The organism is Roseovarius aquimarinus (assembly GCF_043661195.1).
GTDB lineage: Bacteria > Pseudomonadota > Alphaproteobacteria > Rhodobacterales > Rhodobacteraceae > Roseovarius > Roseovarius aquimarinus.
The window spans coordinates 111135-128723 of record NZ_JBIHMM010000002.1 but is presented as its reverse complement, the minus strand read 5'-3'; the positions used below and the strand labels follow the sequence as shown (position 1 = coordinate 128723).

Genomic DNA, 17589 nt, shown 5'->3' with positions numbered 1-17589 from the left:
GCGCATCACTCGGCGGCGCAGGCGCCCGGGTTGTTGGGATGCGTCGTCCAGTTGGCATAGTCCGCCTCGACCACCTTGCCGGTGCGCGGATCGACGCTGCCGGGCGCCATCGCCTCCATCGTGATGCATCCCTCGACCGGGCAGACATTTACGCAGAGGTTGCAGGCCACGCATTCGGCGTCGATCACCTCGAAGACACGGTCCGGGGACATCGAGATCGCCTGATGCGAGGTGTCCTCGCAGGCCGCATAGCAGCGTCCGCATTTGATGCAGAGATCCTGGTCGATGACCGCCTTGGCGACGTAGTTGAGATTGAGGTCCTGCCAGTTGACGGTATTGGGCACCGCGCGCCCGACTATTTCGTGGGTGCTCACATAGCCCTTCTCGTCCATCCATTGCGACAGCCCCGAAATCATCTCCTCGACGATTTTGAAGCCATAGGTCATCGCCGCCGTGCAGACCTGCACGTTGCCGGCCCCAAGCGCCATGAACTCGGCCGCGTCGCGCCATGTGGTGATGCCGCCGATGCCGCTGATGGGAAGGCCACGCGTCGCCGGATCGCGGGCGATCTCGGCCACCATGTTGAGCGCGATGGGCTTGACCGCCGGGCCGCAATAGCCGCCATGCGCGCCTTGCCCGTCGATCGTGGGCTGGGGCGCGAAGAGATCGAGATCGACCGAGGTGATCGAGTTGATCGTGTTGATGAGGCTGACGGCATCCGCGCCGCCCTCCATCGCCGCCTGCGCGGGCTTGCGGATATCGGTGATGTTGGGCGTCAGCTTCACGATCACCGGCAGGTCCGAATGCTTCTTGCACCAATGCGCGACCTGGCCGACATATTCGGGCACCTGGCCCACGGCGCTGCCCATGCCGCGCTCGCTCATCCCGTGCGGGCAGCCGAAGTTCAGCTCGACCCCGTCGCAGCCGGTATCCTCGACGCGGCGCAGGATTTCCTTCCACGCATCCTCGTTGACCGGCACCATGAGCGAGGCGATCAGCGCGCGGTCCGGGTAATCCCGCTTGACGCGGCGCATCTCCTCCAGATTCACCTCGAGCGGGCGGTCTGTGATCAGCTCGATATTGTTGAGGCCCAGAAGGCGCCGGTCCGCACCCCAGATCGCGCCATAGCGCGGCCCGTTGACATTGACGACGGGCGGCCCGGCCTCGCCCAGGGTCTTCCAGACGACGCCGCCCCAACCCGCATCGAAGGCGCGGCGGACGTTATATTCCTTGTCCGTCGGCGGCGCCGAGGCCAGCCAGAAGGGATTGGGGGATTTGATTCCGATGAAGTCGCTCGTGAGGTCGGCCATCGCTCAGCCCTCCGCCGTCAGTGTTGCGTGAATGTCCATCGCGGCGTCGCGCCCTTCGGCCACCGCTGTCACGGTCAGATCGTCGCCGCCCGATGCGCAATCGCCCCCCGCCCAGATGCCTTGGATCGAGGTGCGGCCTGCGCCGGTGACGGCGATCTTGCGCCCGTCGAGATCGGGAAGGCCCGCGCCCTCCAGTGTCTGGCCGATGGCGCGAAAGACCTGATCGGCGGCAAGGCGGAAGGTCTGGCCCGTGGGCTTCAGCGCGTCGTCGGTGTATTCGAATTCGATTTCACGCACCGCGCCGTTGCCGATCACCGCGACGGGGCTTGCGTTCGTCACGATCCGCACGCCCGAGGAGGCGGCGAGGTCCTGCTCGTAGACGCTCGCGTTCATCCGCTCGCGCCCGCGCCGATAGACCAGCGTGACATTGAGCGCGCCCAGACGCTTGGCCTGCACGGCGGCGTCCACGGCGGTCATGCCGCCGCCGATCACCACCACGTCGCGCCCGATGGGCAAACGCGAGAGATCGCCCGCCTGCCGCAGATCGGCGATGAAATCGACCGCATCGCGCAGCCCGTCCTTGTCCTCGCCCTCGAGGTTCAGCGCATTGACGCCGCCGAGGCCGATGCCGAGGAAGACCGCGTCGAAATCCGATTTCAGCTCGTCCAGCGTGACCTCGCGCCCGAGCGCCTTGCCCGTCTCGACGGCGATGCCGCCTATCTTGAGCAGCCAGTCCACCTCACGCGCGGCGAAATCGTCCGTCGTCTTGTAGCTCGCGATCCCGTATTCGTTGAGCCCGCCCGGCTTGGGGCGCGCGTCGTAGACCGTCACGCCGTGGCCCAGCATGGCGAGGCGATGCGCGCAGGCGAGGCCCGCGGGCCCGGCGCCGACCACCGCGATGCGCTTGCCGGTATCCGGCGCGCGGGTGAAAGGATGGATGCCCTGCTCCATCAGAATGTCCGTGGCATAGCGCTGAAGCTGGCCGATCAGCACCGGCTTGCCCTCGGCCACCTCGCGCACGCAGACCTCTTCGCAGAGGGTCTCGGTCGGGCAGACGCGCGCGCACATGCCTCCCATGATGTTCTGGGTGAGGATCGTCTTGGCCGCCGCCTCGGGCGTGCCGGTGGCGATCTGGCGGATGAAGAGGGGGATGTCGATATCCGTTGGGCAGGCCGTGATGCAGGGCGCGTCATGGCAGAAATAGCACCGGTCGGCCGCGACGAGCGCCTCGTGCCGGTCGAGCCTCGGGTGCAGGTCGCTGAAATTCTCGGCGTAGTCTTCGGCGGGCAGACGCCCCGGCACGATACCGGGCGTCAGGCTGCCGGGATGGGATCTTTCGGTCATGGCGTCCTCCTCGGGCAAGGGGTGGCTGACCTCGAGTAAAACACGGATTGAAATTTTATCAACTGGTAAAATTAAAGGCCGCGACAGAATGTTGCGGCTCGGGGGCTGCTCGCGACATTTCGGATCGGCGGTGCGCGGCTAACCATCCGTTAACGATTCGTGTGGCAATCTACGGGCATGAAAGCCCTGATGATCCTTCTTGCCGCAGCCGTCATGCTCATGGCCTGCAACACGCCCGGACCGGGGTTCCGCGGGGTGGAGGCTCAGCGCATCTCGCTCGGCGGGGATGTGTTCGACGTGCGGGTGGACGGGCTGCGGGCCGAGGCGATGCGCCTCAACGCGCGCTGGGCGCCGCGCCTGTCCAGCGCCGCGCCGAACGGCGCGCTCGCCATCGAGAAGGTGTCGGGCTGCAAGGTGCGCGCGCTCGACGGCGACGCGGCGCTGATGACCGCGCGGCTCGATTGCGGCCAGCGGCTCGAGCCGTTGCCGCGCGCGCAATCCTACCGGTGCGATGCCTACAAGATCTTCGACGGCATCGCCGAGCTCGAATGCCGGCCCGCGCCCGGCTGATGCGCCCGCTTGATTTCGGGGCGGCTTTGCGGCAAGAGCGGGGCCTGGGGCAGCGTCGCCCCGCAAGGATGACCTTTCCATGAATTACAAGGCACAAGGCGCGCCCAAACTGGGCCGCAACGCACCGCGCCATACCGAGCATAATGCGCCCGGATCGCAGAAAGACCCGTTCGGCAAGCGCGGCAAGGAACGCCCCGGCAAGGCCGAGCTTCTGGCCCGCATGAAGGCGGCGCAGGACAAGGCCGCCGGCAAGGACTAAGGCGCGCTAGAGCGTCTTTTCCATGTAGACGCTCACGTCGTTCTCGACATAGGCGCCGAACCTGCCGCACCGGGTGAAGCCCGCACGCTCGTAAAGGCGCACGGCACCGTCCAGAATATCGGCCGTCTCGAGCCTGAGCAGCGCGAGGTCCGTCTCGCGCGCATGATCCTCGAGTGCGCGTAGGATGGCGGCGCCGACGCCGCGCCCCCGCGCATCGGGGGCGGTGAACATCGACTTGACCTCGCCATAGCCCTCCATCCGCACCAACGCACCCGTGCCGAGTGTCGTGCCGCCCTCGCGCGCGGCGATGAAATGCACCTCGGGCGCGCGCAGCGCTTCGAAGCCGAGGAAATAGTTCTCCTCCGGCTCGAACAGCTCCTGCATCATCGCATGGCTCTGCTCAAGCAGGGCATGCGGTCCGGGGGCGAGAGGATTGGCGGGCTCGACGATCAACATGCGCCGATCAGGAGCCGAGCGCGGCGCGGCTGTCAAGCGCGCGATGCCGACGCCCGTGTCAATATCTTGTGGATAACCCCGCTAAATCGGCCATATGCGGGGCAAATGCGTTGACAGAGGCCCGCGCGGCCCCGCACATTACCCGCCAGACCCGCACCTCGTCGCCCGGAGACCCCACGCCCCTTGCGCTTTTCCAAGCTCAGACTGAACGGCTTCAAGAGCTTCGTCGATCCGACCGATCTCATCATCGGCAGCGGGCGCACCGGCGTGGTCGGCCCCAATGGCTGCGGCAAGTCGAACCTTCTGGAGGCGCTGCGCTGGGTCATGGGCGAGAACCGCCCGACCGCGATGCGCGGCGGCGGCATGGAGGACGTGATCTTCGCCGGCGCCGCATCGCGCGGCGCGCGCAACTTCGCCGAGGTCACGATCCATATCGACAATGCCGACCGGCTCGCCCCTGCGGGTTTCAACGATAGCGATCACATCGAGATCGTGCGCCGCATCACCCGTGACGTGGGCAGCGCCTATCAGGTCAACGGCAAGGACGTGCGCGCGCGCGACGTTCAGATGCTCTTCGCCGATGCCTCGACCGGCTCGCACTCTCCCGCGCTCGTGCGCCAAGGGCAGATTTCCGAGCTGATCAACGCCAAGCCCAAGTCGCGCCGCCGCATTCTCGAGGAGGCGGCGGGCATCTCCGGTCTCTACCAGCGGCGGCACGAGGCGGAATTGAAGCTGAAGGGCGCCGAGACAAATCTCGCGCGCGTCGATGACACGGTCGAGCAACTGGCGAGCCAGCTTGCCTCGCTCGCCCGGCAGGCACGGCAGGCGGCGCGCTACCGCGCCATCGGGGACGAGCTGCGCACCGCGGAGGGGCTTTTGCTCTATCGCCGCTGGCGCGAGGCCGACGAGGCGCTGGCCGCCGCGCGGGGCGAGCTTCGCGAGCGCACCGCCGCCACCGCCCGTGCCGAGACCGCCGCCCGCGAGGCCGCCAAGGCCCGCGCCGCCGCAGAAGACATCCTTCCGAAACTGCGCGAGGAAGAGGCGATCGCCGCCGCCGTCCTGCAACGGCTGAACCTCCAGCACGGCAGCCTCGCCGATCAGGAGGACGCCGCGCGCACGCGGATCGAAACGCTGGAGGGGCGCATCGCGCAGCTCGAGCGCGACATGGAGCGCGAGGCGGGGCTCAACGCCGATGCCGAGGAGACGATCAAGCGCCTCGAATGGGAGCAGGCCGAGCTGGTCAAGGCGAGCGAGGGGCACGAGGCCCGGCTCGAGGCCGCCGCCGAAGCCGCGCGCGAGGCGAGCCAGACCTTGCAGGCCCGCGAGGCGGATCTGTCGACGCTGACCGAGGATGTCGCGCGCCTCTCCGCGCGGCACCAGTCGGCGCAGCGCCTTCTGGCGGACAGCCGCAAGACGCTCGAACGCAGCGAGGCCGAAGAGGCGCGCGCGCGGGCCGCTGTCGAGGGCAGCCGTGCGGCGATGGGGAAGGCCGGGGCCGAGTTCGAGGCCGCGGGCCGCGCCGAGGCCGAGGCGCTCGCCGCCGCGGAGCACGCCGAGGCCGCGCTGAGCGCCGCCGATGCCGCCCGCGCCGACACACAGACGCGCGAGGCCGCCGCCCGCGCCGAGCGCAGCGAGGCCGAAGGCGAGCTGAGCGCGATCAGCGCCGAAGTTTCGGCCCTCGCTCGCCTGCTGGAACGCGACACGGCCGAGGGCGGGCAGATCCTCGATCGCCTGCAGGTGCAGCTCGGCTACGAGAAGGCGCTGGGCGCGGCGCTCGCCGACGATCTGCGCGCGCCGCAGGTGGGCCCCGACGGGCCCTCCGGCTGGGCCGAGCTTCCGCCCTACGAGGTGCCGCAATCGCTGCCCGAAGGGGTGGCGCCGCTCACGCAGAACGTGTCGGTGCCCGATGTGCTGGCGCGCCGCATGGGCCAGATCGGGATCGTCGATGCGGATGACGGCCTGCGCCTCCAGCCGCTTCTCAAGCCCGGCCAGCGGCTCGTCAGCCTCGAAGGCGATCTCTGGCGCTGGGACGGCTATCGCGCCTGGGCCGAGGATGCGCCTTCGGCGGCGGCGCTCCGGCTCGAGCAGCTCAACCGCCTCGAATCGCTCAAGCAACAGCTCGCCCATGCGACCGCCCGCGCCGATGGCGCGCGCGATGCGCATGAGGCGCTGGGCCGCCAGTTGGCCGAGCGCACCGAGGCCGACAAGGCCGCCCGCGCCGCGCGCCGCGCCGCCGATGCCGCGGTGAACGACGCCTCCCGCGCGCTCAGCCGCGCCGAGGCGGACCGCAATCTGGCGGCGTCGAAGCTCGAATCGCTCGGCCTCGCCGTGACCCGTCATGCCGAGGAGGCGATGGCCGCCCGCGCGAGCCTTGCGGAGGCCGAGAAGGGCCTGTCGGAGCTGGGCGATCTCGAGGCCGAGCGCGCCCGCGCCGAGGATATCAAGATGACGGTCGAGGCCGCGCGCATCACGATGATGACGCGCCGGTCCTCGCATGACGAGCTACGCCGCGAGGGCGACGCGCGGGTGCGGCGCCGGCAGGAAGTCACCAAGGAAATCAGCGGCTGGCGCCACCGGCTCGAGACGGCGGAGAAGCGCGGCGCGGAACTTCGCGAGCGCAAGGAAAGCTCCGAGGCTGATCTGGCCGAGGCGCGTCCCATACCAGGCGCGCTCGAGGCCGAGCGCGCGGCTCTGGCGGGCAAGATCACCGAGGCCGAGGCGCGCGTCGCCGCCGCGCGCGATGCGCTGAGCGGCGGCGAAGGCGCCCTGCGGCAGGCGACCGAGGCCGAGCGCGCCGCCGAGCGGGCCGCAGGCGAAGCGCGCGAGGCCCGCGCGCGCAGCGAGGCGCGCACCGATGCCGCCTCAGAGGCCCGCCGCGCGGCGCATCAGCGGATCGAGGATGAGCTCGAGACATCGCCCGAAGCGCTTCTCGAAGGTCTCCAGATGGATGTCGGCACCATGCCCGCCTCCGAGGAGATCGAGGCCGAGGTGAACCGGCTCAAGCGCCAGCGTGACGCGCTCGGTGCGGTGAACCTGCGCGCCGAGGAGGATGCCAAGGAGATCGAGGAAGAGCACGGTACGCTCGTCGCCGAGAAGACCGATCTCGAGGAGGCCATCAAGGCGCTGCGCAGCGGCATCGCCAGCCTCAACCGCGAGGGGCGCGAGCGCCTGCTGACCGCCTTCGAGCAGGTGAATTCGAATTTCGCCATGCTGTTCAAGCATCTCTTCGGTGGCGGCGAGGCCAATCTCGTGCTGGTCGAGAGCGACGATCCGCTCGAGGCGGGGCTCGAGATCATGTGCCAGCCGCCGGGCAAGAAACTGAGCGTTCTCAGCCTTCTGTCGGGCGGCGAGCAGACGCTGACCGCGCTCGCCCTCATCTTCGGCGTCTTTCTCGCAAACCCTGCGCCGATCTGCGTGCTCGACGAGGTGGACGCTCCGCTCGATGATGCCAACGTGGCACGCTTCTGCGATTTGCTGGACGAGATGTGCCGCCGGACCGAGACGCGGTTTCTCATCATCACGCATAACGCCGTGACGATGAGCCGGATGGACCGGCTCTTCGGTGTCACCATGGCCGAGCAGGGCGTCTCGCAGCTCGTGTCGGTCGATCTCAAGAAGGCCGAGGCGATGGTCGCCTGAGGGGCGTCCGTCAGAGCAGGATCGCCAGCACCGACGCCGCGGCAAGCACCGCGCCCCATGCCCGCCAGAGCACTCTCACCGCCGCGTCGATCTGAACGGGCCCGGGCATGCGCATGCCGTCCGGATGAACGAAGGGATAGTCCTGCATCCGGCCATTATAGGCGCGCGGTCCCGCGAGGGCGGTGTCGATGCTGCGCGCCATGGCCGCCTCGGGCCAGCCGCCATTGGGCGAGCGGTGGCGGATCGCATCGGCGCGGATGTCGCGCCAGGGCGCGCGCGGGCGGTCGAGCATCCAGATAAGCGCGGCGCTTGCGCGGGCGGGGATGAGGTTCAGCGCGTCGTCGAGCCGCGCGGAGGCCCAGCCGAAAGCCTCGTGACGCGGGGTGCGGTGGCCGATCATGCTGTCGGCGGTGTTGACCGCCTTGTAGATCGCGAGGCCCGGCAGCCCGCCGACCGCCAGCCAGAAGAGGGGCGCGATCACACCGTCGCTGAAATTCTCCGACGCCGATTCGATCGCCGCGCGCGTCACGTCGGCTTGCGTCATGCTCTCGGTATCGCGCCCGACGATCATGGCGACGGCGGCGCGTCCCGCCTCGGTCGATCGCCGGAGCGCGGTGGCGACCGCCGCGACATGATCGACGAGCGAGCGCTGCGCGATGAGGATCGCCGCCGCGAGGATGGTGGCGATGCTGCCGAGCTGCGAGATCAGCCAGCCGGCGAGGCCCGCGCCCGCGCAAAGAAGAAGGAGGGCGAGCACGCCCTTGATGCGCCGCGACCCGCCGTTGTTCAGCCGCGCCTCGAGCGCGTCGATGGCGCGGCCCATCAGCACGGCGGGGTGCGGCAGGCGCGACCAGAGCCAGCGCGGCTCGCCCAGTGCGGCGTCGAGCAGCATGGCGAGCGCGAGGATGGCGGCGATGTTCATCGAGATGTCCTTGCACGGCGGCGGGCGGTGCTGCCCGCGCTTCTTGAACGCCATCGGCGGGGTCCGCGCAAGAGGCGGCTTGCCCGCGCGGTCTGGCAAATCGGTGACTGCGAGGAAATTTCGTAAATTCTTAACTTGATTGAAAGGCTTGGCGGCGCATTCTGATGGAAAGGGCAGGCACGAAGGAGGCCGGATCATGGACATGCATTTGCCGCGCGACGTGCAGGACGGGCTCGATGCCGCGCGCCGGGCCGCGCATCTGAGGAGCAGCCGGCTCCGCGTCGAGGCGGATGGCGTCTCGCTGCGCGTGTTGCGCGCCTGGCCGGGCGGTTTTGCCGTGGACGCGGCGGAGGGCGCGCATCTGCGCGGTCTCGTGGATATCTTCGACGGGCCGCGCCATCTCTCGCGCGGGCTGATCGTGGCCGCCGCCGAGGAGGGCGGCGAGCGGGTTTTCGACTACAAGCGCATGACGGAGGCGACGGGCAGCCAGCCCGCCGATTTCGTGCGTGCCGCCGATGCGCCCGCGGGCCTGCTCGAGGCGCCGCGGGGCGAATGATCCTGCGGCGCGGGCGTTATTGAAGGTCCGCGAAGGCGTCCTGAAGACGGCTCACCGCCTCGGCGACGCGGGCGCGCGGCGTGGCGAGGTTGAAGCGCAAATGGTCCGCGCCGCCCGCGCCGAAGGTGGGGCCGTGATTGGCCGCGATGCGCGCGCTTTCCTGCACGCGCGAGACGACCTCCGCCGCCGGCATGCCTGTGCCCGAGAAATCGACCCAGGCGAGATACGTGGCCTCGAGCGGCATGGACCGCACGCCCGGAATGGTGTTCACCCCCTCGTCGAAGAGGCGCGCATTGCCGTGCAGATAGTCGCAAAGCGCATCGACCCATGCCGCGCCCTCGGGCGAATAGGCGGCCTCGGTCATGAACAGGCCGAAGGAATTGGCCGATATTCCCATCGCCGCCATGCGCGCGGCGAAGCGCGCGCGCAGACCCGGGTCCGCGATGATGACGTTCCCGGCATGCGCGCCCGCGATGTTGAAGGTCTTGGTCGTCGCCGTCATCATCACCAGCCTCTCCGCCGCACCTTCGATCAGCGACATCGGCACATGGCGATGGCCCGGCATCACCAGATCGTGGTGGATCTCGTCCGAGACGAGGATGAGGTCATGCCGCCGCGCGAACGCCGCGACCCCCTCGAGCTCCTCGCGGGTCCAGACGCGCCCGCCGGGATTGTGCGGCGAGCAGAGGATCACCATCCGCTCGCGCCCGGTGAGCTGCGCGTCGTAGGCGTCGAAATCCATGACGTATTTTGCGCCGTCATGGCGCAGCTCGCATTCCGTCACCTCGCGGCCCGCGGCTTTGATGACGCGGGCGAAGGCGTGATAGACCGGCGTGAAGAGGACCACGCCGTCGCCAGGCGCGGTGAAGGCATCGACGCACATGGCCGTGCCGTTGACGAGGCCATGCGTGGTGAAGATGGCGTCCTTGTCGAGCGCCCAGCCGTGCCGCTCCTTCATCCACCACTGGATCGCCGCGCGATAGGTGGCGTCGTCGCCGTAATAGCCGTAGATCCCGTGATCGTGCATCGCCGCCACGGCGTCCGACACGCATTTCGGCGGGCGGAAATCCATGTCGGCCACCCACATCGAGATCCCGTCCTTGGGGCTGACCCCATAGATCGGCTCCATCATGTCCCATTTGCTGGAATGCGTGCCGACACGGTCGATGATCTCGTCGAAATTCATGCAGTCTCTCCTTCTGGTCACCCCGCGATGGGCTGCGCGGCAGGCTAACCGAGGCGGCGGCGGGCGCAAGGGGCGTTGCGCATGCGGCGGGCTTGCCCTACATGGCCTGCATGAAAATGCCGATCCTGATCCACCCCGATCCCCGCCTCAAGAAGGTCTGCGCGCCCGTCGATGACGTGACGGACGAGATGCGCAAGCTGGCCGAGGACATGCTCGAGACGATGTATCACGCGCCGGGCATCGGCCTCGCGGCGCCGCAGGTGGGTATTCTGAGCCGCCTCATCGTGATGGATTGCGTGAAGGAAGAGGGTGCGGAGCAGGAGCCTCTGGTGATGTTCAACCCCGAGATCGTGGCGCGCTCGGACGAGCAGAACGTCTATGAGGAAGGCTGCCTTTCGATCCCCGATCAATTCGCCGAAGTGACGCGCCCCGCCGAGGTGGAGGTGCGCTGGATCGACATGGACGGGCGCGAGCGGCGCGCGGGCATGGACGGCCTCTGGGCCACCTGCGTGCAGCACGAGATCGACCATCTCAACGGCAAGCTCTTCATCGACCATATCGGCCCGATGAAACGCCAGCTCATCACGCGCCGCATGCAGAAGCTCAAGCGCGAGCAGGCGCGGGGCTGACATGCCGGCGCGCCGCTGCATTCCTTGGCCGGACAAGCGCCTGCGCACGCCCGCCGACCCGGTCGAGGCGATCACGGACGAGATCCGCGCGCATTGGAACGACATGATCGACACGATGGAGGCGATGCCGGGGGTCGGCCTCGCCGCGCCTCAGATCGGCGTGATGCTGCGCCTCGCGGTCGTCGACGCGAGCGAGACGCGCGGGCAGGCGATCCGCATGGCCAATCCCGAAATCCTTTATGCCAGCGTCCAGATGCGCCCGCACGAGGAGGCGAGCCCGAACCTGCCGGGCCTGTCGGCGCTGGTCGCGCGGCCCCGCGCGGTGACGGTGCGCTTCCTGAACGCAGCGGGCGAGGTGGAAGAGCGCGATTTCGTGCACCTCTGGGCCACCTCGGTGCAGCACCAGATCGATCATCTGAACGGGCGCATGTATTACGACCGCCTGACCAAGCTGCGCCGCGACATGTTCCTGCGCCGCGCGCGCAAGGTGATGGGGTAGGTTATGCGCATCGTCTTCATGGGAACGCCCGATTTCTCGGTTCCGGTGCTCGAGGCGCTGGTCGATGCTGGTCACGAGATCGCGGCGGTCTATTGCCAGCCGCCGCGCCCCGCCGGCCGGGGCAAGAAGGACCGCCCGACGCCGGTTCACGCGCGGGCCGAGGAGCTGGGCCTAGAGGTGCGCCATCCGGTGTCGCTGAAAGGCGCGGAGGAGCAGGCGGACTTCGCCGCGCTCGGCGCGGACGTGGCTGTCGTCGTGGCCTATGGTCTCATCCTGCCGCAGGCGGTGCTGGACGCACCGACGCGCGGCTGCCTCAACATCCACGCCTCGCTCTTGCCGCATTGGCGCGGGGCCGCGCCCATCCACCGCGCGATCATGGCGGGCGATGCAGAGACGGGCATCTGCATCATGCGGATGGAGGCGGGGCTCGACACCGGCCCGGTTCTCCTGCGGCAGGCCACGCCCATCGGCGCCGCAGAGACCACGGGCGCGCTGCATGACCGGCTGAGCGCGATGGGCGCCGCGCTCATCGTCGAAGCGCTTGGCACGCTCGATACGCTTGTTCCCGAGCCTCAGCCGGATGAGGGCGTGAGCTATGCCGCCAAGATCGACAAGGCCGAGGCGCGCATCGATTGGAGCGAGGATGCGGCCCGGATCGACCGGCAGATCCGGGGCCTTTCGCCTTTTCCGGGCGCCTGGTGCGAGATGGATGGCCAGCGGATCAAGCTCCTCGCATCGCGCCTCGGGGAGGGCGCGGGCGCGCTGGGCGAGGTGCTGGCGGCCGGGCCGGGCGGGCTGACCGTGGCCTGCGGCCAGGGCGCGGTGCGGCTTTTGCGCTTGCAGCGGGCCGGGCGCGGGGCGCAGGATGCGGGCGAGTTCTTGCGCGGCATGGCCGTGCCGGTGGGCACGGTTCTGTAGGGCAGGCAAATGTTTCCAACCATCATGGGCACGGTCGTGATCGCGGGGATCGTCGGGTATCTGTCGGAGAAATCCGGCTTCACCCGCAACGGCATCCTGCAATCCATCATCATCTGCATCGGCGGCGCGTTTCTCGCCTATTTCCTGCGGCTGATGTTCGGGATCGGTTTCGGCTCGCCCGGGCTGAACGCCATCGCGTCGTCCATCGGCGCGCTCGTCATCGTGCCGACCCATTGGCGCGGACGCCGCTAGATCCGCAGGCGCGGGATTTGAGTATTTCTGCCAAGATGAAGAGGGGGCCGCGCTAGTGCCGGGGCGGGCGCGCCTTATAGACGGGCAGCGACCAGCCGAAGGCGAGCGAGCCTGCGCGCAGCGCCCATGTGACCGCGCCGCAGCCACCCAGCACGATGAGCGGATCGGGAGTGACGCCGCGCAGAAGCACGGCGGCGAGCGCGCCCGCGAAGGCGGCGCTGACGTAGAGCTCGCCCTGTTTGAGAACCAGCGGCACCTCGCCGATCACCACGTCGCGCATGAGGCCGCCCATGCAGCCCGTGACCATGCCCATCAGCACGATGATCGGCGCGGGCTGCGAGAGGCTCATCGCCACCGAGACGCCCGCCGGAACCGCGACCGCGAGTGCGAAGGCATCGAGCCACAAGAGCCAGCGATAGCGGCTCTCGACCAGATGCGCGGTGAAGAAGATGAGCGCGGCGGCGCTGGCGGCGATGAGGATGTAAGTCGGATCGCCCATCCAGAAGATCGGATTTCGGTCGAGCATGACGTCGCGCAGCGTGCCGCCGCCCACGGCGGTGAGGCAGGCAATGAAGGCGAAGCCCACGATATCGAGCTGCGCGCGGCTGGCCACCAGCGCGCCGGTGAGCGCGAATATCAGGACCGACGCGTAGTCCAGAAGGACGGGCGCGCTCATGCGCCGGATTTCTTGAACGGGGCCATCCCTTCGCGGGCCAGCTCGTCGGCGCGCTCGTTCTCGGGGTGGCCGGCATGGCCCTTGACCCATTGCCAGGTCACGTCATGGCGCGCCTGCGCCGCATCGAGGCGCTGCCAGAGCTCGACATTCTTGACGGGCTTTTTCGCGGAGGTCTTCCAGCCGTTGCGCTTCCAGCCGTGGATCCAGCCCGTGACGCCGTTCTTGACGTACTGGCTGTCGGTCACGATGGTCAGCCGCGACGGTTTCGCCAGCGTCTCCAATGCGTTGATGGCCGCCAGAAGCTCCATCCGGTTGTTCGTCGTATTGGCCTCCCCGCCCTTGAGGCAGCGCTCCTTGACCACAGTCTCGCCGTCCATCGCGCGCAGGAGCGCGCCCCAGCCGCCCGGGCCGGGATTGCCCGAACAGGCCCCGTCGGTATAGGCGAAAAGCTCAGCCATGGGAGTGGATCACCACCCAGTCGGCGGGGGTGCCGTCGAGGCCGATATCGCGGCCCGTCCAGCTTTGCGCGGGGCGGAAACCAGCCTCGGCGAGCAGGGCGCGCAGCTCGGCCTCGGTGACATAGGTGTAGAGCCGCCCGAGAGCGTCGCGCGTCTCGCCGGTGCCGGTCTTCATGCCGACATGCAAAAGGCCGCCAGCTTTGAGCGCGGCCTTCAGCGCCGCGAGGTGGCGCGGCAGATCGGCGCGGGGCGCGTGCACGAGGCTGAAATTGGCCCAGATCCCGTCATAGATGTCGACGCCGCCGATCTCGTCGAAATCGGCCTGCCATGCGGTGACGCCCGGATGCGCGGCAGCCATGTCGACCATCTCGGGCACGGCATCCACCGCGTCGACGATCATGGCGCGGTCGGCCATCTGCCCTGCCGCGCGGCCCGGCCCGCAGCCCAGATCGAGCACGCGCGCGCTCTCGGGCATCGCGGCGATGAACGCGGCCAGATGCCTGTCGCCCGAAAGATCGGCGGTCATCTCGGCGTAATCCCGCGCCTTGGCGGCATAGACGACGAGGGTTTCGGCATCCGCGCTCATGCGAAGACACCCACGGCGAGGCAGGCCAGCACGATCGCGGTCAGAAGGACGCGCAGTTGCATCCACCATGCGGGCGCCGCGCCATAGCGCCAGAAGAGCCCATCGAGCGCGAGTAGGCCCGCGAAGCCCGCCATGAGCGAGATCCCCGCACTGACCGGCCCGCCCCCGGTGGTGAAGAAGGCCCAGAGCGCAGGAATGACCGAAAGCGCATAGCCCGTGCTTGCCTGCGCGCCCTCGAGCCGCGTCGAGAAGCCCCAGAGCACGCCCGACATGAAGGAAAGAATGATCGCGCCGTAGAAAAGCATCACATAGGGCCCGGCGAAGCGCGGCCCGATGGCGCGGATGGTCCACTCGGCCAAGGCGGGGTTCAGCACGGTCAGCGCGCCCCAGACGAAGGGCAGCAGACCCGCGAGGCCGAGCATCAGGGGCGCGCGGGGAATGCCCGTCATGCGCTGGCCCTCAGAACGCGCGGCACCTTGAATTCGACATTCTCGGTCGCCGTCTCGACCTGTTCGATGGTCACGTCAAAGCGCGCCTGAAGCGCTTCGATCACCTCGTTCACCAGCACTTCGGGCGCCGAGGCGCCGGCGGTGACGCCGATCGTGCTGATGCCTTCGAGGCTCCGCCAGTCGATATCGGCGGCGCGCTGGACGAGCTGCGCATAGCCGCAGCCCGCGCGCGCGCCCACCTCGACGAGGCGGCGCGAATTGCTGGAATTGGGCGCGCCCACCACCAGCATCGCCTCGCACCGGGCCGCCATCGCCTTGACCGCCGCCTGCCGGTTGGTGGTGGCATAGCAGATGTCTTCCTTGTGCGGGCCGCGAATGGACGGGAATCGCGCGGTCAGCGCCCCGACGATGCCGATCGTGTCGTCGACGCTGAGCGTCGTCTGCGTCACATAGGCCAGCGCGGTTTCGTCGCGCACCTCAAGCTGGGCCACGTCGGCCTCGGTCTCGACCAGAAGCACGGCGCCCTCGGGAAGCTGGCCCATCGTTCCGATGGTTTCAGGGTGGCCCTCATGGCCGATCATGATGATCTGAAGCCCCGCCTCGTGATGGCGCTCGGCCTCGATATGGACCTTCGACACCAACGGGCAGGTGGCATCGACATAGATCATCTGCCGCTTGTCCGCTTCGGCGGGCACGGATTTGGGCACGCCATGGGCCGAGAAGATCACCGGGCGGTCATCGGGGCATTCGTCCAGTTCCTCGACGAAAACCGCGCCCTTGGCGCGCAGATCGTCCACCACGTATTTGTTGTGCACGATCTCGTGGCGCACGTAGACGGGCGCGCCCCATTTCGCGAGCGCCATCTCGACGATCTTGATCGCGCGGTCGACGCCCGCGCAAAAACCGCGCGGCGCGGCGAGAAAGAGGGTGAGGGGCGGTTTGGTCATGGCGGGGCTCCTTGGGCGGAGAGGTAAGCCACGCGGCGCCATGCGTCCAGAGGCGATGGCCGTATTGATGGGATGGCGCGCCCCCCTTGTCAGGGCGCGCCTTAACGTCAGTCCTGCGTCTCGTAGGCGTCGCTGCGCTCGTTCTGATGCTCGCGCGGGGGGCGCCCGATCACGTCGCGGAGCTCTTCGAGTTCGATGAAATTGTCAGCCTGCCGACGCAGATCGTCCGAGATCATGGGCGGCTGGCTCCGTATCGTGGAGACGACCGAGACGCGCACGCCCTGGCGCTGGAGCGACTCGACGAGGGGCCGGAAATCACCGTCGCCCGAAAAGAGCACGATATGATCGACGCGCGGCGCGAGTTCCATCGCATCCACCGTGAGTTCGATATCCATGTTGCCCTTCACCTTACGGCGGCCCTGGCTGTCGGTGTATTCCTTGGCCGGTTTGGTGACCATGGTGAAGCCGTTGTAGTTCAGCCAGTCGACGAGGGGGCGAATGGGCGAATACTCGTCGTTCTCCAGCAGGGCGGTGTAGTAGAAAGCCCTCAGAAGCTTGCCCCGGCGCATGAACTCGGTGCGCAGGAGCTTGTAGTCGATATCGAACCCCAGCGCCTTTCCGGCGGCGTAGAGGTTGGATCCGTCGATGAACAGGGCGAGACGCTCATCTTTATAGAACATTGCTTGATCCTTTCGGTGCCGCGCACCCTCGGTTAGAAGACACGGACAGTGAAGGTTGAATTTTATATGCCGCTGGGCTGCTCCGCCAGATCGTTGCGGGCCGGGCACAGCCGGACGCGTTCTGAGCGAACAACGCGCAATAAGCGGGGAAAGGTCCATGATCCATACTGACGTGACGGAACCGCAGGACTTTCTCGTCGCGCTCGGCGGGAACATGCCGTCCGAGGCCGGAGCGCCGGGCGACACGCTGCAGGCGGCGCTTGCCGCGCTGGCGGAGGCGGGGGCGGATATCCGCGCCGTGAGCGCCTTCTATGCGACGCCCTGCTTTCCGGCCGGGGCGGGGCCCGATTACGTCAACGCCGCCGCGCGGATCGGCGCGGCGATGACGCCGGAGGCTTTCCTCGCGCTTCTCCACCGGATCGAGGCGCGCTTTGGGCGCGAGCGGGTGCGGCGCTGGGGGCAGCGCACGCTCGATCTCGATCTCGTCGCCTGCGGGGATGCGGTGCTGCCCGACGCGGATACCTTCGCCGCGTGGCGCGACCTCGATCCCGCGGCGCAGATGGAGCGCGCGCCAGAGACGCTCGTTCTGCCCCATCCGCGCCTTCAGGACCGCGCCTTCGTGCTGGTGCCGCTGAACGACGTCGCACCCGAGTGGCGCCATCCGGTGCTGGGGCGCACGGTCTCGGAGATGCTGGACGCGCTGCCGGCGAAAAGCCGCGCCGAGGTGCTCCGCCTGCCATAACCCGCTTGCACCTCGCCGCGCTGCCGCGTAGAGAGCAGGTTTACACCCCGATCCTACTCATTCCGGAGGTCTCATGGCCCGCGTTACGACCGAAGATTGCGTCGACAAGGTTCCCAACCGTTTCGACCTGGTGCTGCTCGCCGCGCACCGCGCCCGCGAAATCTCGTCCGGGGCGCCGCTGACCGTCGACCGCGACAACGACAAGAACCCGGTCGTCGCCCTGCGCGAGATCGCCGACGAGACGCAGAGCGCCGCCGATCTGCGCGAGCGGATGATCGAATCGAACCAGACCGAGATCGAGGTCGACGAGCCCGAAGAGGACCAGATGGCCCTTCTTATGGGCGGCGAAGCCGACAAGCCCGCCGAGGACGACATGTCCGAAGAGCGGCTGCTGCGCGAACTGATGCGGGCACAAGGGCAGGGCTGAGACCCCGCGCGTCCGCGCACCGGCCTTGCCGGGCGGGCGCGCAACTCCCCTTAACGAGTGTGGCCGCCCTCGCGCGGCGGGTGA

General features: G+C 68.5%; 21 protein-coding genes. 10 read left to right on the top strand and 11 right to left on the bottom strand.

The features are described from left to right. Positions 1-5: 5 nt before the first annotated feature. Both preA and ACGRVM_RS07975 read right to left on the bottom strand, forming a co-directional pair. The gene (preA, locus tag ACGRVM_RS07980; protein WP_377171081.1) at positions 6-1310 is read right to left on the bottom strand and encodes an NAD-dependent dihydropyrimidine dehydrogenase subunit PreA; all 1305 of its coding nucleotides are present in this window, start codon (positions 1308-1310) and stop codon (positions 6-8) included. 3 nt (positions 1311-1313) lie between these two features. After that, positions 1314-2654 carry an NAD(P)-dependent oxidoreductase gene (locus ACGRVM_RS07975; RefSeq protein ID WP_377171083.1) on the bottom strand — a complete coding sequence of 447 codons (1341 nt, stop codon included), beginning with the start codon at positions 2652-2654 and terminating at the stop codon, positions 1314-1316. A 189-nt stretch (positions 2655-2843) separates the two neighbouring features. On the opposite strand from ACGRVM_RS07975, the gene ACGRVM_RS07970 reads away from it, so the two are divergent. Beyond that, a complete protein-coding gene (locus ACGRVM_RS07970; protein ID WP_394624040.1) occupies positions 2844-3224 on the top strand; it encodes a hypothetical protein in 381 nt (126 codons plus the stop codon). A 79-nt stretch (positions 3225-3303) separates the two neighbouring features. Further along, a complete protein-coding gene (locus ACGRVM_RS07965) occupies positions 3304-3483 on the top strand; it encodes a hypothetical protein (protein ID WP_377171087.1) in 180 nt (59 codons plus the stop codon). 6 nt (positions 3484-3489) lie between these two features. Here ACGRVM_RS07965 and ACGRVM_RS07960 read toward each other — a convergent pair whose 3' ends face one another. After that, complete coding sequence (locus ACGRVM_RS07960) at positions 3490-3939, bottom strand: GNAT family N-acetyltransferase (protein WP_377171089.1); 450 nt, start codon at positions 3937-3939, stop codon at positions 3490-3492. 183 nt (positions 3940-4122) lie between these two features. Here ACGRVM_RS07960 and ACGRVM_RS07955 point away from each other — a divergent pair, with 183 nt between their 5' ends. Continuing rightward, a complete protein-coding gene (locus tag ACGRVM_RS07955) occupies positions 4123-7578 on the top strand; it encodes a chromosome segregation SMC family protein (protein ID WP_394624039.1) in 3456 nt (1151 codons plus the stop codon). Between the two features lie 10 nt (positions 7579-7588). Here the strand turns inward: ACGRVM_RS07955 and cbiB are convergent, their stop codons facing one another. After that, positions 7589-8500: an adenosylcobinamide-phosphate synthase CbiB gene (gene cbiB / locus ACGRVM_RS07950; protein WP_377171094.1), complete on the bottom strand. Its 912-nt coding sequence runs from the start codon at positions 8498-8500 to the stop codon at positions 7589-7591. 196 nt (positions 8501-8696) lie between these two features. On the opposite strand from cbiB, the gene ACGRVM_RS07945 reads away from it, so the two are divergent. Next, complete coding sequence (locus ACGRVM_RS07945) at positions 8697-9056, top strand: hypothetical protein (protein WP_377171096.1); 360 nt, start codon at positions 8697-8699, stop codon at positions 9054-9056. Positions 9057-9072: 16 nt separating this feature from the next. Here ACGRVM_RS07945 and ACGRVM_RS07940 read toward each other — a convergent pair whose 3' ends face one another. Next, the gene (locus ACGRVM_RS07940) at positions 9073-10242 is read right to left on the bottom strand and encodes a MalY/PatB family protein (RefSeq protein WP_377171097.1); all 1170 of its coding nucleotides are present in this window, start codon (positions 10240-10242) and stop codon (positions 9073-9075) included. Between the two features lie 110 nt (positions 10243-10352). Here ACGRVM_RS07940 and def (ACGRVM_RS07935) point away from each other — a divergent pair, with 110 nt between their 5' ends. From def (ACGRVM_RS07935) to ACGRVM_RS07920, 4 genes are read left to right on the top strand one after another with little or no spacing between them, the layout of a single operon-like run. Next, entirely contained in the window at positions 10353-10871 is a 519-nt protein-coding gene (gene def, locus ACGRVM_RS07935; RefSeq protein ID WP_377171099.1) for a peptide deformylase, read from the top strand. 1 nt (position 10872) lies between these two features. Beyond that, entirely contained in the window at positions 10873-11370 is a 498-nt protein-coding gene (def, locus tag ACGRVM_RS07930) for a peptide deformylase (protein ID WP_377171101.1), read from the top strand. 3 nt (positions 11371-11373) lie between these two features. Beyond that, positions 11374-12288, top strand: a complete 915-nt coding sequence (gene fmt, locus ACGRVM_RS07925; protein WP_377171103.1) for a methionyl-tRNA formyltransferase — start codon at positions 11374-11376, stop codon at positions 12286-12288. 9 nt (positions 12289-12297) lie between these two features. Further along, positions 12298-12540 carry a hypothetical protein gene (locus ACGRVM_RS07920; protein ID WP_377171105.1) on the top strand — a complete coding sequence of 81 codons (243 nt, stop codon included), beginning with the start codon at positions 12298-12300 and terminating at the stop codon, positions 12538-12540. A 52-nt stretch (positions 12541-12592) separates the two neighbouring features. On the opposite strand, the gene ACGRVM_RS07915 is transcribed toward ACGRVM_RS07920, so the two are convergent. The 6 genes from ACGRVM_RS07915 to ACGRVM_RS07890 all read right to left on the bottom strand — a co-directional run bounded on the left by ACGRVM_RS07915 (position 12593) and on the right by ACGRVM_RS07890 (position 16336). Beyond that, on the bottom strand, positions 12593-13216 hold the full coding sequence (locus tag ACGRVM_RS07915; RefSeq protein ID WP_377171108.1) for a trimeric intracellular cation channel family protein: 624 nt from the start codon (positions 13214-13216) through the stop codon (positions 12593-12595). Beyond that, entirely contained in the window at positions 13213-13674 is a 462-nt protein-coding gene (rnhA, locus tag ACGRVM_RS07910) for a ribonuclease HI (protein WP_377171110.1), read from the bottom strand. The genes ACGRVM_RS07915 and rnhA overlap by 4 nt, the downstream gene beginning before the upstream one ends. Further along, complete coding sequence (locus tag ACGRVM_RS07905) at positions 13667-14260, bottom strand: methyltransferase domain-containing protein (RefSeq protein WP_377171112.1); 594 nt, start codon at positions 14258-14260, stop codon at positions 13667-13669. The genes rnhA and ACGRVM_RS07905 overlap by 8 nt, the downstream gene beginning before the upstream one ends. Beyond that, positions 14257-14709, bottom strand: coding sequence for a DUF3429 domain-containing protein (locus ACGRVM_RS07900; RefSeq protein ID WP_377171114.1), 453 nt, complete (start codon positions 14707-14709; stop codon positions 14257-14259). The genes ACGRVM_RS07905 and ACGRVM_RS07900 overlap by 4 nt, the downstream gene beginning before the upstream one ends. Then, the gene (ispH, locus tag ACGRVM_RS07895; RefSeq protein ID WP_377171116.1) at positions 14706-15656 is read right to left on the bottom strand and encodes a 4-hydroxy-3-methylbut-2-enyl diphosphate reductase; all 951 of its coding nucleotides are present in this window, start codon (positions 15654-15656) and stop codon (positions 14706-14708) included. The genes ACGRVM_RS07900 and ispH overlap by 4 nt, the downstream gene beginning before the upstream one ends. A gap of 107 nt (positions 15657-15763) precedes the next feature. Next, positions 15764-16336, bottom strand: a complete 573-nt coding sequence (locus ACGRVM_RS07890; protein ID WP_377171118.1) for a LabA-like NYN domain-containing protein — start codon at positions 16334-16336, stop codon at positions 15764-15766. 157 nt (positions 16337-16493) lie between these two features. Between ACGRVM_RS07890 and folK the strand changes: the two genes are divergently transcribed. Then, positions 16494-17078, top strand: coding sequence for a 2-amino-4-hydroxy-6-hydroxymethyldihydropteridine diphosphokinase (gene folK, locus ACGRVM_RS07885; protein ID WP_377171120.1), 585 nt, complete (start codon positions 16494-16496; stop codon positions 17076-17078). A 73-nt stretch (positions 17079-17151) separates the two neighbouring features. Continuing rightward, positions 17152-17505 carry a DNA-directed RNA polymerase subunit omega gene (gene rpoZ, locus ACGRVM_RS07880; protein ID WP_377171123.1) on the top strand — a complete coding sequence of 118 codons (354 nt, stop codon included), beginning with the start codon at positions 17152-17154 and terminating at the stop codon, positions 17503-17505. The last annotated feature ends 84 nt before the right edge of the window (positions 17506-17589 follow it).

Coding starts and splice junctions, on each gene's coding strand:
- ACGRVM_RS07915 (WP_377171108.1), bottom strand. CDS start 13,216: ATGAGCGCGCCCGTCCTTCTGGACTACGCGTCGGTCCTGATATTCGCG.
- ACGRVM_RS07940 (WP_377171097.1), bottom strand. CDS start 10,242: ATGAATTTCGACGAGATCATCGACCGTGTCGGCACGCATTCCAGCAAA.
- fmt (WP_377171103.1), top strand. CDS start 11,374: ATGCGCATCGTCTTCATGGGAACGCCCGATTTCTCGGTTCCGGTGCTC.
- ACGRVM_RS07890 (WP_377171118.1), bottom strand. CDS start 16,336: ATGTTCTATAAAGATGAGCGTCTCGCCCTGTTCATCGACGGATCCAAC.
- ACGRVM_RS07905 (WP_377171112.1), bottom strand. CDS start 14,260: ATGAGCGCGGATGCCGAAACCCTCGTCGTCTATGCCGCCAAGGCGCGG.
- rnhA (WP_377171110.1), bottom strand. CDS start 13,674: ATGGCTGAGCTTTTCGCCTATACCGACGGGGCCTGTTCGGGCAATCCC.
- ACGRVM_RS07920 (WP_377171105.1), top strand. CDS start 12,298: ATGTTTCCAACCATCATGGGCACGGTCGTGATCGCGGGGATCGTCGGG.
- def (WP_377171101.1), top strand. CDS start 10,873: ATGCCGGCGCGCCGCTGCATTCCTTGGCCGGACAAGCGCCTGCGCACG.
- rpoZ (WP_377171123.1), top strand. CDS start 17,152: ATGGCCCGCGTTACGACCGAAGATTGCGTCGACAAGGTTCCCAACCGT.
- ACGRVM_RS07965 (WP_377171087.1), top strand. CDS start 3,304: ATGAATTACAAGGCACAAGGCGCGCCCAAACTGGGCCGCAACGCACCG.
- ACGRVM_RS07960 (WP_377171089.1), bottom strand. CDS start 3,939: ATGTTGATCGTCGAGCCCGCCAATCCTCTCGCCCCCGGACCGCATGCC.
- folK (WP_377171120.1), top strand. CDS start 16,494: ATGATCCATACTGACGTGACGGAACCGCAGGACTTTCTCGTCGCGCTC.
- def (WP_377171099.1), top strand. CDS start 10,353: ATGAAAATGCCGATCCTGATCCACCCCGATCCCCGCCTCAAGAAGGTC.
- ACGRVM_RS07900 (WP_377171114.1), bottom strand. CDS start 14,709: ATGACGGGCATTCCCCGCGCGCCCCTGATGCTCGGCCTCGCGGGTCTG.
- cbiB (WP_377171094.1), bottom strand. CDS start 8,500: ATGAACATCGCCGCCATCCTCGCGCTCGCCATGCTGCTCGACGCCGCA.
- preA (WP_377171081.1), bottom strand. CDS start 1,310: ATGGCCGACCTCACGAGCGACTTCATCGGAATCAAATCCCCCAATCCC.
- ispH (WP_377171116.1), bottom strand. CDS start 15,656: ATGACCAAACCGCCCCTCACCCTCTTTCTCGCCGCGCCGCGCGGTTTT.
- ACGRVM_RS07970 (WP_394624040.1), top strand. CDS start 2,844: ATGATCCTTCTTGCCGCAGCCGTCATGCTCATGGCCTGCAACACGCCC.
- ACGRVM_RS07975 (WP_377171083.1), bottom strand. CDS start 2,654: ATGACCGAAAGATCCCATCCCGGCAGCCTGACGCCCGGTATCGTGCCG.
- ACGRVM_RS07945 (WP_377171096.1), top strand. CDS start 8,697: ATGGACATGCATTTGCCGCGCGACGTGCAGGACGGGCTCGATGCCGCG.